Source organism: Bradyrhizobium sp. GW821-FHT13H05, assembly GCF_058804065.1.
Map to the genome: position 1 here is coordinate 23,815 of NZ_JBXAPO010000027.1, position 12,183 is coordinate 35,997.

Here is a 12,183-nt window from a genome sequence, read left to right on the forward strand (position 1 = left end):
CCGGCACACCGGGCTTGCCGATCGACGCGATGGAAATGATCAGGCCGGGACCGGGAACACCGGCTTGGCGTCGGCGAAGCTCGCCGGGAAGATGACCTTGATGTCGTTGTCCTGAACCTGGGTGTTGACGGGCGCAGCACCTGTGTTCTGCCCACCGACGAATTGCGTCGGACCATAGGGCATGATGTGACCGGCAAAGGTCGAGGATGCGAGAGCCGCGACGATCGCCTTGCGGTCCGCGGACGCCGCGCGCTCGATCGCATCGGCAAGCAGCAGGACGCCCGAATAATTCAGAGCGACGTTGTAGGTGAAGAATTTGCCTGACGCCTCCACCTCTTTCTTCAGGGCCTGCGCCACCGCGTTGCGTGGGTCGTACCAATGATTGCAGTCCATAACGTTCTGTGCCGCTTCCGGAAATTCCTTGACGAAGCGGTAGTTGGAGGCAGCACCGTTGAGCACGCAGAACACCCCCTTCGGCTTGATCTTCTGCTGCTGCATGGTGCGCGCCAGCAGCACGAACTCGCCATAATAGCTCGACGGGATGATGAGATCCGGATTCTTGGAACGGATCTGCAGTGCCACGTTCGACATGTCGCGTGCCGGCGTCGGATGCGCGATGGTATCGAGGATCTCGAAGCCGCGCTTGGGCAATTCGGCTTGCATCAGCTTGGCAAGGCCCGAACCGAACAGGCCGTCCTCATGCACCAGCACCACGGTCTTGGCCGGCTTGCCGGCGGCATCGTTGATGGTCACCAAATTGTCGAGCGCACTCTTGGTGACGATGCCGAAGCCGGGCGCGAAGCGAAAGGTGTTGGTCAGGCCGCGCGAGACGATCTGGTCCGAAACGCCGACATCGACGATGTAGCCGAGATCATAGCGTGAGGCCGCCTGTGTTGCGGCAAGGCAGATCGGACTGGCGAAGCCGCCGACGATCGCCACGACGCCTTCTGCCGCCATGCGCTCGACTTCCGCGGTGCCGCCTTCGGGTGTCGAGCGCGCGTCGCCGAACACCATCTCGAGCTTGGCGCCACCCAGCGACTTGATGCCGCCCTTGTCGTTGATCGCCTTGATGGCAGCCACGGCACCGATCTGGCCTTGAGCACCATCAAAGGCCAGCGCCCCGGTGACCGGCTGCAAGATGCCGATCTTGATCGCAGCGCCCTGCGCCCGCAGATAGGCCGGCATCGCCACGGCTCCGGCGACCAAAGCCGCACCACCCTCGAGAACGCGGCGGCGCGACAAACCGGTGCGACCTGTCTTTGTCATTCTGTTCTCTCCATCCAATTGCGGCCGGTGTGCGGGCCGAGGTCATGAGGCTTTCTTGGTGATCCGATCGCCAGCCGCCGGCGCCAGCACGGTGGCCCAGCGCCGCACTCCGGCGGCTTCGGTGCGAACCATTTCCATGTGCAGCGCATAGCGATCCGGCCGATACAGCGCGCTGAGATGCTCGACACCGCTGCCGTCGGCGGCAAAGACCGTCCTCGTCGTAGCCAATAGCGCCGACCCGACTTCGACATCGAGCGCGGCCGCGACATCGGGCGTCGCCAGTACCGCAGTCACTTCCTGCGTCGCGCGCTCGATCTGCACGCCGGAGCGTTCGAGCAGGGACAGCAGCGGTCGCGCGGCAAGATCGGCCTCGGTGTAGGTGACGCCGATGCGCTGGGGAACATGCGTCGTCAGATGCGAGAAGGGCTGGCCGTCGATCAGGCGGACCCGTACCGAGAACTGGGTCTTCTCACCGGCGTTGAGTTTCAGCGTGGACGCAATCGCCGCCGACGGCTCGCGATAATCGAAGGCGAGCAACCGAACTGCTGTTTCACGCCCCATCGCCACCAAATTGGCCAGCACGTCGGAAAAATCCGCCACGATCGGCTTGGCCCCGCCGGCGCCGAGCACGAAGGTCCCCGCGCCGCGGCGGCGAGCGATCAATCCCTCCTGCTCCAGCTCGGCAAGTGCGCGCCTGACGGTGACGCGCGACACGCCATATTCGGCCGCCAGCGCCTGCTCTGGCGGTAACGTTCCCTGATCGTCGAGCCGGCCACCGGCGATCCGATCGCGCAGCACCAGATAGACTTGCCTGGTCTTTGAGGGTTCGACACCGGCCATGCGGCACCTTGTGCTTAATACATTTAAATGTACAGTATATGATACAACTTGAGCCGCAAGCCCATAGCGCGAGCAGTAAAGTCGGAAATAAGCGGCAGATCTGGTCGCAAAACAGAATATCGGTGGGGGAGTTAGCGGCGGACTCGGACGCTCCATGACGGACACGCAACCGGCAAGTATCATCGACAAGCTCTGGGATGCCCACGCCATCACAACGCGTGAGGATGGCCAGACCCTGCTGTTCATCGATCGGCACCTCGTGCATGAGGGCTCGTTCCACGCCTTCGATCAACTCAGGACTCGCGGCGCGACGGTTGCGCGGCCCGACCTGACCTTCGGGATCGCCGACCATTATGTGCCGACCCGGCCGGCCTCCAGCACAGCCAATACCGAGGCGGCGGGCATGATCGAACAACTGGCCCGCAACGCCCGTGAGCACGGCATTCTATCGTTTGGTCAATCCGACCAGCGCCAGGGCATCGTTCACGTCGCGATACCCGAGCAGGGCCTGACACTGCCCGGGCTGTCGATCGTCTGTGGCGACAGCCATACCTCAACCCATGGCGCTTTCGGCGCTTACGCATTCGGCATCGGCGCGTCGGAAGTCGCACATGTCCTGATGACACAAACGCTGTGGCAAAAGCGGCCCAAGCGGATGCGTATCATCGTGGACGGTCAACTGCCTGCAGGAATCGGTGCCAAGGATATCGCACTGACGATCATCGCCAGGATCGGCGCCGACGGCGCCCAAGGCCACGCCATCGAATACGCCGGCAGCGCCATTAAAGCGCTGTCGATGGAAGGGCGGATGACGCTGTGCAACCTCTCCATCGAGGCGGGCGGACGGCTCGGTCTGATCGCGCCAGACCAGACAACGTTCGACTATGTGCGCGGCCTTCCATTTGCACCGCGCGGTGATGATCTCGACCGCGCCATCGACGACTGGCGCTTGCTGGCAAGCGATGCTGACGCGGCATTCGATCGGGAAGTCGTCCTCGATGGGCAAGACATCGCGCCTGTCGTGACCTGGGGGACCAGTCCGGAGCAGGCGGCTGCCATCGACGGGTCGGTGCCGGATCCGGCGAGAATGGACGATGAGCACAAAGCAGAGGCCGCGCGCGAAGCGATCGGCTACATGGATCTTCACCCAGGGCAGGCGCTGAGCGAGATCCGGATCGATCGGGTTTTCATCGGCTCCTGCACCAACAGCCGGATTGAAGACCTGCGCGCTGCTGCCGCAATCCTCGCAGGCCGGCGCTCGCGCGTGCCAGGCTTGGTATCGCCCGGATCGCTGGCGGTAAAGCAACAGGCGGAGCAAGAGGGTCTCGATCGGATATTTCGTGACGCCGGACTGGAATGGGTCGCCTCGGGCTGTTCGATGTGTGTCGGGATGAATGGCGATACGGTCCCATCCGGCGAACGTTGCGCCTCCACGACCAATCGAAATTTCAGGGGACGCCAGGGGCTGGGAAGCCGGACGCACCTGATGTCACCAGCTATGGTTGCCGCCGCGGCTGTCGCCGGCCACCTCATCGATAGCCGTATTCTCGCACGGGAATAGAATTCGGATGCGTCCGTTTACCACCATCACCGCCCTCGCCTGCAAGCTGGCGATCGACAACATCGATACGGATCAACTGATCCCTGCGCGCTTCATGCGACGCCCCCGCTCCGAGGGCTACGGCAACTTTCTGCTGCACGACCTCCGGTTCGACGCCGAAGGCGCCTCGAAGCCGCAGTTTCCGTTGAATGACCCGAAAATTTCCGGATGTGAGATGATCATCGCCGGACGTAACTTCGGATGCGGATCGTCGCGCGAGGCCGCGGTTTACGCACTCGCCGATTACGGCATCCGCGTCGTGATCGCTTCGAGCTTCGGCGATATCTTTGCCTCCAACGCGGTCAAGAACGGCGTTCTCCCGGCTCAGATCAGCGAGGAAGATTCCGAACGGCTGCTGCGCGCTGACGAATTGGTCGAGCGCCGTCCTTTGACAATAGATCTTGCCGCGCAAGCCATCACCGTCGGCAATCTCGTCGTGACCTTCTCCATCGACCCGGTTTGGAAGAAGCAGTTGCTCAACGGTTGGGACGACATCGACATGACCCGCAGCGAAGCCGATACCATCGCACGGTTCGCCGAACAGGATGCAATTCGGCGCCCCTGGATGAAGCCTGCCGGTGCGTCCCCTCCAATCCACCCGCGGCGCGGTGAGAACCGGTAGCAGCCTCACATCCGCGATGTGGCGCTCGAACCGCTGCGAGCCCGGAAGATGGCACAGAGGTTGCGTCGACCTAGACAGCGGAAATTCGCAAAGCCTTGCATAAAGGTGGACACCAATCGAGAATGGATGGCTAATCCAGAGCTTCGGCTTGGCCGGCGGCGAGAGCGTAACCTACGTCTACCGATATGGCGGCATTTCTATCCAATCGTCGAAAGCAGCGTCCGTGCCTTCCATCAACAAAGCAAAGAAATCAATCAGCAAACGCCCGGCACGGACCAATGGCAGCATAACGGACGCAACCTATCTGAAGCTGCACAATCTGATCGAGTCGCGGCAGCTGCAGCCCGGCGAGGTGATTGAAGAGCGCCGGCTTGCACTCCGGCTCAAAGTCTCGCGGACACCGCTGCGGGCCGGCATCAGCCGGTTGCTGGGTGAAGGCAGGCTCGAGCAATTGTCCAACGGCACCGTGGTGGTCCGCACAATCGAGATGGCGGAATTGCTCGAATTGGTCCATCTCCGCATGGTGCTGGAGAGCGAAGCGACGTTCATTGCGGCGACCCGCATCGCGCTGGATATCCTTGCACCGATCAGGGCCACGCTGGAGAAGATCATTGCTGCCTCGACGGTGTCCAGGACGGTTCAATGGACGCTTGACGACGAAATTCATGACCAGATCGCGCGGCATTGCGGCAATCGATCGCTCGAGAAGCTGATTGGAGAAATCCGGCAGAAGATCCGGATGTGCAATGTGGAGCGCAACCCTGGCCGGCTGCTGCCTGCCACCCGCGAGCATCTTGCGATCATCGATGCCATCATCGATCGTGACGCCGCCGCAGCCCGCCAGGCGATGATCCTGCATCTCACCAATGTGCGGCAGGGATTGCTCGAGCGCTTCGGGATCTTCCTGCCCGAGCCTCACGGCTAGGTCGAGATCAGCCAGAATCCGTGAGACTGCATGTCCGAAAATTCTGCAGCTGCCCGCAATTCTGTCGGACTGCGTCTAAATTTAACGCAGCTTCCCGGGCTTCGCTGCTTGACTGAAATCGGCAGGAGCGGTTCACTGGTATACCATTGGAATATTGAGCCGCTTCGCAGCAGGCCGACCAACCAGATGTGCCCGCTGAATGACGCCGAACCAAACTGCTTCCCACACCGTGGTGGCCGAATCGCTGTCCCCGGCCGCCTTTGCCGCCTTCGGCGACGTCGCCGAGCGACCGATCGACGTGCGCCGGCGCTATCTTCCGACATCGGACGATCGCACCGCGGACGCCGCCACCTTTTCCATCTGGATCAGCAGCGCCGCCAGGCTCGGCAGTCTGCCCCTGCCAATCACCACGCTGGAGCGTCATCCGTTCTCCGCCCAGACCTTCGTCCCGCTCGGCAGCAGCCAATACCTGGCGATCGTGTGCGATGCCGGCCAGGATGGCCTGCCTGACGTGGCCACCCTGCGATGCTTCATCGCCGGAGCGCATCAAAGCATCACCTTCGCCCGCAATGTCTGGCATCATCCCATGACCGTTCTCGGCGCGGCCATGGAATTCGCCGTCGCCATGGGCATGACCGGCCGGCGGGACGACGACGTGTTCGTCGATATCGCCGGCGACGTTTGCGCGGTGATGCCGCAGAGCGCATAGGGATCGCAACAATGCCGCATGATGATCACCTCACCCGCGACTTCGTCGGCTACGGCCGCACCCCACCGCATCCGCAATGGCCGGGCGCAGCAAGAATCGCACTCAACTTCTGCATCAATTACGAAGAAGGCTCCGAGCCGTCGTTCGCCGATGGCGACGGCGTCACCGAAGCGGCCCTGACTGAGGGTGGCGGCGGCGGCTTCGAGGGCCGCGACCTCGCCGCCGAGTCGATGTTCGAATATGGCAGCCGCATAGGCTTCTGGCGTGTGCTGCGCCTTCTGTCCGAGCGCGGCATGATCGCCACCGTCATGGGTTGCGCGCTGGCGCTGGAACGCAACGACGAGGCCTGCGCCGCCATTCGCGAACATGGCTACGACGTCTGCGCCCATGGCTGGCGCTGGGAGCGGCATCCGTTGCTGTCCGAGGCCGACGAGCGCGAGCGCATTCGCAACACCGTCGAGAGCCTCAAGCGCACCACCGGCGAGCGACCGCTCGGATGGTATTGCCGCTATGGGCCGAGCGTGAACACGCGGCGCCTCGTGGTCGAGGAAGGCGGTTTCCTCTACGACTCCGACGCCTATAACGACGAACTGCCGTACTGGACACGTGTGCTCGGCAAGCCGCATCTCGTGGTGCCTTACAGTCTTGCCAACAACGACGCCAAGTTCAGCCGCGGCGCGATGGCAACGGCGGATGATTTCTTCGTCTATCTGCGCGACGCCTTCGACATGCTCTACGCGGAAGGCGCCACCGCGCCGAAGATGATGTCGGTCGGACTGCACACCCGCCTGATCGGCCATCCCGGCCGCGCCGCTGGCCTGCAGCGCTTCCTCGATCACGTCGCCAGGCACGACAACGCCTGGGTCTGCCGCCGCGGTGACATCGCCCGTCACTGGCAGGCCACTCATCCCCCCACGCCCTGATCTACATCACATCCGCCCCCGAAAGGACGTCCCCATGAGACTGAGACCCACGCCTTGGCTGTTCGCGCTGATGCTGTCGACTGCGGCATTCGCCGGCGGCGCCAGCGCCCAGGAAGCCGATCATCCGTCCGACAAGCCGCTGGTGGTCGCGTCCGACTTCGGCGTCGCGCCGTGGATGGTGCGCGGCCCCAACGGCCCCGAGGGTTTCGGTGCGGATCTGATCAACGAGATCGGCAAGGCTCTCGGCCGCCCGAAGGTCGAGATCGTCGACATCAATTTCTCCGGCCTGTTCGCGGCATTGTTCGCCAAGCGCGCCGAATTCCTCGTCAACCCGCTCAACCTCACTGCCGAACGCTCCGAGCGCATGCTCTATACTGAGCCGCTATTCTCCACCGGCAACGGCTTCATCGTCCGCGCCGCCGAAGAGATGAAGGGCTTCGAGGATCTCAAGGGCAAGGCCGTTGCCGTCAACCGCGGGACCATCTCGGATACCTGGGCCACAGCCAACGCCGAGAAATACGGCTTCGAAGTGCAGCGCTACGACGTATTCCCCGATACGGTGCAGGCCGTGCTCACGCGCCGCGCCTTCACGGCGCTAAATGAGATCCCGACGACCGTCTATGCCGCCAGCCAGAACAAGGCGATCAAGGTCGGTTTCAAGGACTTCAACGGCCGCAACTTCGCCTATGCGTTCCGCCTGGAAGACACCGAGTATCGCAACAAGGTCGAGGCGGTCATCGAATGCATGAAATTGGACGGCCGCCTGCGCAAGCTGCACGAGAAATGGTATGGCGCAGCGCCCGATGCCGGCTCGGCCATCGACACCGTGTATTTCGGCTATGGCCCTCCCGGCTTCAAGGGTTTCGAGCCCACCTCGCACGTTCCGGCGTGCAAGTAGCACGCTTGCTCTGACGAGACAGGCGTGAACACCGGACCGGCGCCAGGCCGGTCCGACCGCGGTTGGCGGAGCCCCGATGGACCGGATCGTCGAATACTACTTCAATGCAGAGGTCATCGCGCGCGCCTTCCCCGAGGTGCTCGCGGGCTTTCGCACGACGGTCATCGTATCGCTTTTGATCATTGTTTGCGGCACGCTGTCCGGCCTGTCGCTGGCACTGCTGCGCTGCGCCAACCTGCGTCCGGTCAATTTCTTCATCACCGCTTATGTCGACGTGCTGCGTACGCTGCCACAGCTTGTCGTGATCATCTTCATCTATTTCGGCCTGCCTTATCTCGGCCCGGCGCTGTCCCCCTTCGCGACCACCGTGCTGGCGCTCGGCATGGTCTTGTCGGCCTTTTCCACCGAGATCTTCTGGTCCGCGATCGTGGCGCTGCCGCGCGGACAATGGGACGCCGCCAGCGCGCTCGGCTTCAGCCGGCTGCGGACGCTGGTCACCATCATCCTGCCGCAGGCCATTCGCCTCGCCATCCCGCTTCTGACCAATCGCGCCATCTCCATCAGCAAGGGCACGGCGCTCGGCACCGCCGTGTCGCTCCCGGAAACGCTCGGACAGGCACAGAGCGTGATGGCACTGGTCGCCAATCCCTCGCCGCTGACGCTGGCCGCGGCGTTCTACCTCACCTTCTTCCTGCCGCTGGTGATCGCCAGCCGGTGGATCGAATATCGCTACAGCACGGGACGGTGAGCGGACCGCATGCAGGATTTCCTGGACAATTTCGCCAACTGGGAGTCGCTGTTGCGGGTTTATCCGCTGCTGCTGCAGGGGCTGATCTATACGATCTGGCTCGCGGTGGTGGCGCTGCCGCTCGGCATTCTCGCCGGCCTCGCCATCGCCGTGCTGTACAGCTTCAAGAACCGCTGGGTGAATATCGCGTTGCTGATCTATATCGACCTGTTCAGGTCGTTTCCCGTGGTGGTGCTGCTGATCCTGATCTTCTACGGCATGCCGTTTCTGGGCCTGACGCTCGGCGGCTTCACCGCGGCGGTACTGGCCATCGTGCTCAACAATTCCGGCTATTACGGCGAGATCTTCCGCGCCGGCATCCTGTCCGTACCCCACGGCCAGACCGAGGCTGCGCGGGCGCTCGGTTTCAAGCCGCTGCATGTGGTGTTCTCCATCGTGCTGCCGCAGGCGATCCGCAACGTGCTGGCGCCGCTCGCCAGCAATTCGCTGGAGCTCGTCAAGGCGACACCCATTGCCGCCCTGGTCGCGCTGCCTGAACTGCTGCGCTCGGCCCGCGTCGCCCAGGAGCAGACCTACAACCCGACGCCGCTGATGGCGGCCGCCGTGATTTTCTTCGTCATCCTGTATCCGTTCGCGCGCTGGGTGGCGCGGCTGGAGCGGCAAGCACTGAAAGCCCGCTGACATGACCACACTGATCACCGGCGGCAGCGGCTTCATCGGGCTCGCGCTCGCCGAGCGCCTGATCGCCGACGGCGAGACCGTCATCCTTTTCGACCTCTCGGCACCCGGCCACGACATGCTGGCGCGTCCCGAACTCGCCGGCGCCACGCTGGTCACCGGCGATGTCACAAGCTCCGATGACGTCGACCGCGCGTTGAATACTGCCGGCATCGACCGCGTGATCCACACCGCCGCGATGACGCCGAATGCGCAGCGCGAGCATGACGCCGCGCGCCAGATCGTCGACGTCAATATCGGCGGCACCGTCAATCTGCTCGAACGCGTAACATTGCGGCCCGCCATCAAGCGCGTCACCGTGCTCAGCTCGGTCGCAGTGTACGGCTTCTCGCAACCGGCTGCGTCGGGCCTGTTCGAGGAGGATTTGTCGCCGCCGGCACCGGCCGCCCTCTACGGCATCACAAAGCTTGCATCGGAACAGGCGGCGCTGCGGATCGCCGACCTTCACAACCTCGATGTGCGGGTGATTCGGCTCGGGCCGGTCTTTGGCCCATGGGAATTGCAGACCGGTGTCCGCGATGCGCTGAGCCCGCATTATCAAGTGCTCCGCATGGCCTTCGACGGCCGTGAAGCAATTCTCCCGCGCAGCATGGCCGGCGACTGGATTTATTCCCGTGACGCCGCCCGCGGCATCGCCAGGGTGAGCGCCTCCGGCGCGCTGAACCACCGCACCTATCACGTCAGCGGCGGTGTGCTGTCCGATCTGCCACGATGGTGCGAGATCATCGCGACGCACATGCCCGGCTTCCGCTGGCGGATGGCGGAGACCGAGGCGGAGGGCAACGTGATCTATGGCCTGCCGAAGGACCGTGCGCCGCTGAACATTGCACGCCTGGCCGCGGATGCCGGCTTCAGGCCTCGATTTCACCTGGAAGATGCGGCGCACGACTATCTCGGCTGGTTGCGGCAGGCAGGAGAACCCGCATGAGCAAACGTCTGGCTGGAAAATCCGTCCTGATCACCGGCGCCTCCTCGGGCATCGGCCGCGCCATCGCCCGCCGATTTGCTGCCGAGGGCGCGAGACTCATGCTCGCGGATCTCACCATAGACGTGCGCGAGGGCGGCACTCCGACGCTGGATCTGCTGCGTGCAGACGGTCATGAGGTCGAGTTCATCCAGATCGACGTGGCCTCGGAGGACGATACCGTCCGCGCCGTCGAGCAGACCGTTGCGCGCTACGGCCGCCTCGACGTGCTCGTCAACGACGCCGCCATCGGCACCGGCAAGCGTCTGACCGACACCAGCCTCGCCGAATGGGACAGGACGCTGGCGGTCAATCTCACCGGCGTATTCCTGATGTCGCGCGCCGCCGTCAACCAGATGCTGACGCAGGACATCCGCAACGAGGCCCGCGGCCGTCTCGTCAACATCTCCTCCCAGCACGGCATGATCGCCTGCCCGGAAGACATCGCCTACGGCACCTCCAAATCCGGGGTCGTCTACATGACGCGGCAGATCGCGGCGGACTACGCGAAGGACCACATCATCTGCAACGCAGTCGCGCCCGGCAAGATCGTCACCGGCAAACCGGGCCGTGCTGCGGAGCCGCGCTGGATGGACTACTCCACCAGCCGCACGCCGATGCCGCGGCTGGGCCGCCCCGACGACGTCGCCAATGCGGCGCTGTTTCTGGCCTCCGACGAGGCCACTTTCATGACCGGCGAAAACATCCTCGTCGATGGCGGCTGGATGGCGTCGTGAGCAACGTTTCGGAGAGCCCCATGGTGCAAGCGCCTGCAGAAGCGTCCGCGCCGATCATTCAGATGTCCGGCGTCACCAAATGGTTTGGCGACGTCCAGGTGCTCAAGGACATCGACTTCACGGTGACGCGCGGCGAGCGCGTGGTGATCTGCGGGCCTTCGGGGTCCGGCAAGTCGACCATGATCCGCTGCATCAACCGGCTGGAAGAACATCGCGACGGCCGCATCATCGTCAATGGCGTCGAGCTGGATCACTCGACGCGCAATGTCGACGTGGTCCGCCGCGATGTCGGCATGGTATTCCAGCAGTTCAACCTGTTTCCGCATCTGACCGTGCTGCAGAACCTCACCATCGCGCCGCGCAAGATCCGCGGTGCAACCAGGCAGGAGGCTGACGAGGTCGCGCGCTATTTTCTCGCGCGCGTGCGGATCTCCGAACAGGCGGATAAATATCCGAGCCAGCTCTCCGGCGGCCAGCAGCAGCGCGTCGCCATCGCGCGTGCGCTGTGCATGAAACCGCAGATCATGCTGTTCGACGAGCCGACCTCGGCGCTTGATCCGGAAATGATCAAGGAGGTGCTCGACGTCATGGTCGGCCTCGCCCGCGACGGCATGACCATGGTCTGCGTCACCCATGAGATGGGCTTCGCGCGCACGGTCGCCGACCGCGTGGTGTTCATGGATGCCGGCCGGATCATCGAGGAAGGCGTGCCGGCCGATTTTTTCTCGGATCCGAAGCAGGATCGAACCCGCGCATTCCTCAAGCAAATCATGCATCGATGACCGCAGCGGCCGATTTGCGCCATTAGCGGTCAGCCGGCTACAAACCTGTGTCGATGCGGCTGGGGCGCGACCGATCGCGCCGGTCAAATGGTCGTTGAACGCGTCGTCGACGCGAAGCTGACCGTAGGCTCCGGTCCAATGGCTGCCCGTGCCGGCGGTGCCCGCTATCGGCCCGCCGGGCTGGACGTAGACCCCGTCGGACGCCGTTTCACGCCACTGCAAGCCGATCGCCCCCATCACCTTAAGCCGATCCGCCGCCGTGAAAACCTGCAATCGAACGTCCTCACGCAATGTAAAGCAGCAGACACACCTTCGCGGTCTCGCGGCGCAATTCGCCCGAGTTTTGCCTGGTCACTCCACCCTCTTGTCCAAGAGGGCGCAGGGAAGGCCGGGTGCTGACCTCGCACCCGCGGTCCGCTGCGCGAAAAGCA

General features: G+C 63.7%; 13 protein-coding genes and 1 pseudogene. 11 read left to right on the forward strand and 3 right to left on the reverse strand.

Annotation, left to right across the window (positions count from 1 at the left end; all coding sequences use genetic code 11):
- Window positions 1-39: 39 nt before the first annotated feature.
- The gene (locus AC1RR3_RS38370) at window positions 40-1,266 is read right to left on the reverse strand and encodes an ABC transporter substrate-binding protein (protein WP_492830485.1); all 1,227 of its coding nucleotides are present in this window, start codon (window positions 1,264-1,266) and stop codon (window positions 40-42) included.
- Between the two features lie 42 nt (window positions 1,267-1,308).
- Entirely contained in the window at window positions 1,309-2,106 is a 798-nt protein-coding gene (locus tag AC1RR3_RS38375) for a GntR family transcriptional regulator (RefSeq protein ID WP_492830487.1), read from the reverse strand.
- A gap of 154 nt (window positions 2,107-2,260) precedes the next feature.
- Here AC1RR3_RS38375 and leuC point away from each other — a divergent pair, with 154 nt between their 5' ends.
- From leuC to AC1RR3_RS38430, 11 genes are all read left to right on the forward strand, one after another.
- Window positions 2,261-3,667: a 3-isopropylmalate dehydratase large subunit gene (gene leuC / locus AC1RR3_RS38380; protein ID WP_492830489.1), complete on the forward strand. Its 1,407-nt coding sequence runs from the start codon at window positions 2,261-2,263 to the stop codon at window positions 3,665-3,667.
- 7 nt (window positions 3,668-3,674) lie between these two features.
- Window positions 3,675-4,328 (forward strand): 3-isopropylmalate dehydratase small subunit, encoded by a 654-nt coding sequence (leuD, locus tag AC1RR3_RS38385; RefSeq protein WP_492830491.1) that lies wholly within the window; start codon window positions 3,675-3,677, stop codon window positions 4,326-4,328.
- Between the two features lie 148 nt (window positions 4,329-4,476).
- The gene (locus AC1RR3_RS38390; RefSeq protein WP_492830492.1) at window positions 4,477-5,253 is read left to right on the forward strand and encodes a GntR family transcriptional regulator; all 777 of its coding nucleotides are present in this window, start codon (window positions 4,477-4,479) and stop codon (window positions 5,251-5,253) included.
- Between the two features lie 199 nt (window positions 5,254-5,452).
- Window positions 5,453-5,962: an ureidoglycolate lyase gene (locus AC1RR3_RS38395; RefSeq protein WP_492830493.1), complete on the forward strand. Its 510-nt coding sequence runs from the start codon at window positions 5,453-5,455 to the stop codon at window positions 5,960-5,962.
- 11 nt (window positions 5,963-5,973) lie between these two features.
- A complete protein-coding gene (locus AC1RR3_RS38400; protein ID WP_492830495.1) occupies window positions 5,974-6,885 on the forward strand; it encodes an allantoinase PuuE in 912 nt (303 codons plus the stop codon).
- Between the two features lie 34 nt (window positions 6,886-6,919).
- Complete coding sequence (locus AC1RR3_RS38405; RefSeq protein WP_492830497.1) at window positions 6,920-7,783, forward strand: substrate-binding periplasmic protein; 864 nt, start codon at window positions 6,920-6,922, stop codon at window positions 7,781-7,783.
- A 76-nt stretch (window positions 7,784-7,859) separates the two neighbouring features.
- Complete coding sequence (locus AC1RR3_RS38410) at window positions 7,860-8,531, forward strand: amino acid ABC transporter permease (protein WP_492830499.1); 672 nt, start codon at window positions 7,860-7,862, stop codon at window positions 8,529-8,531.
- A gap of 9 nt (window positions 8,532-8,540) precedes the next feature.
- The gene (locus tag AC1RR3_RS38415) at window positions 8,541-9,212 is read left to right on the forward strand and encodes an amino acid ABC transporter permease (protein WP_492830501.1); all 672 of its coding nucleotides are present in this window, start codon (window positions 8,541-8,543) and stop codon (window positions 9,210-9,212) included.
- A gap of 1 nt (window position 9,213) precedes the next feature.
- A complete protein-coding gene (locus AC1RR3_RS38420) occupies window positions 9,214-10,197 on the forward strand; it encodes an NAD-dependent epimerase/dehydratase family protein (RefSeq protein ID WP_492830503.1) in 984 nt (327 codons plus the stop codon).
- A complete protein-coding gene (locus AC1RR3_RS38425) occupies window positions 10,194-10,970 on the forward strand; it encodes an SDR family NAD(P)-dependent oxidoreductase (protein WP_492830504.1) in 777 nt (258 codons plus the stop codon). Before AC1RR3_RS38420 ends, AC1RR3_RS38425 begins: the two co-directional genes overlap by 4 nt.
- Window positions 10,971-10,990: 20 nt before the next feature.
- Window positions 10,991-11,752 (forward strand): amino acid ABC transporter ATP-binding protein, encoded by a 762-nt coding sequence (locus tag AC1RR3_RS38430; RefSeq protein WP_492830510.1) that lies wholly within the window; start codon window positions 10,991-10,993, stop codon window positions 11,750-11,752.
- 78 nt (window positions 11,753-11,830) lie between these two features.
- On the opposite strand, the pseudogene AC1RR3_RS38435 reads toward AC1RR3_RS38430, so the two are convergent.
- Window positions 11,831-12,043: pseudogene (locus tag AC1RR3_RS38435) on the reverse strand (alginate export family protein); the annotation flags it as partial.
- Window positions 12,044-12,183: the final 140 nt, after the last annotated feature.

What these genes read in the sequence shown, in the direction of transcription:
- AC1RR3_RS38370 (WP_492830485.1), bottom strand. Translation starts at nt 1,266, where the DNA reads ATGACAAAGACAGGTCGCACCGGTTTGTCGCGCCGCCGCGTTCTCGAG.
- AC1RR3_RS38375 (WP_492830487.1), bottom strand. Translation starts at nt 2,106, where the DNA reads ATGGCCGGTGTCGAACCCTCAAAGACCAGGCAAGTCTATCTGGTGCTG.
- leuC (WP_492830489.1), top strand. Translation starts at nt 2,261, where the DNA reads ATGACGGACACGCAACCGGCAAGTATCATCGACAAGCTCTGGGATGCC.
- leuD (WP_492830491.1), top strand. Translation starts at nt 3,675, where the DNA reads ATGCGTCCGTTTACCACCATCACCGCCCTCGCCTGCAAGCTGGCGATC.
- AC1RR3_RS38395 (WP_492830493.1), top strand. Translation starts at nt 5,453, where the DNA reads ATGACGCCGAACCAAACTGCTTCCCACACCGTGGTGGCCGAATCGCTG.
- AC1RR3_RS38400 (WP_492830495.1), top strand. Translation starts at nt 5,974, where the DNA reads ATGCCGCATGATGATCACCTCACCCGCGACTTCGTCGGCTACGGCCGC.
- AC1RR3_RS38405 (WP_492830497.1), top strand. Translation starts at nt 6,920, where the DNA reads ATGAGACTGAGACCCACGCCTTGGCTGTTCGCGCTGATGCTGTCGACT.
- AC1RR3_RS38410 (WP_492830499.1), top strand. Translation starts at nt 7,860, where the DNA reads ATGGACCGGATCGTCGAATACTACTTCAATGCAGAGGTCATCGCGCGC.
- AC1RR3_RS38415 (WP_492830501.1), top strand. Translation starts at nt 8,541, where the DNA reads ATGCAGGATTTCCTGGACAATTTCGCCAACTGGGAGTCGCTGTTGCGG.
- AC1RR3_RS38420 (WP_492830503.1), top strand. Translation starts at nt 9,214, where the DNA reads ATGACCACACTGATCACCGGCGGCAGCGGCTTCATCGGGCTCGCGCTC.
- AC1RR3_RS38425 (WP_492830504.1), top strand. Translation starts at nt 10,194, where the DNA reads ATGAGCAAACGTCTGGCTGGAAAATCCGTCCTGATCACCGGCGCCTCC.
- AC1RR3_RS38430 (WP_492830510.1), top strand. Translation starts at nt 10,991, where the DNA reads ATGGTGCAAGCGCCTGCAGAAGCGTCCGCGCCGATCATTCAGATGTCC.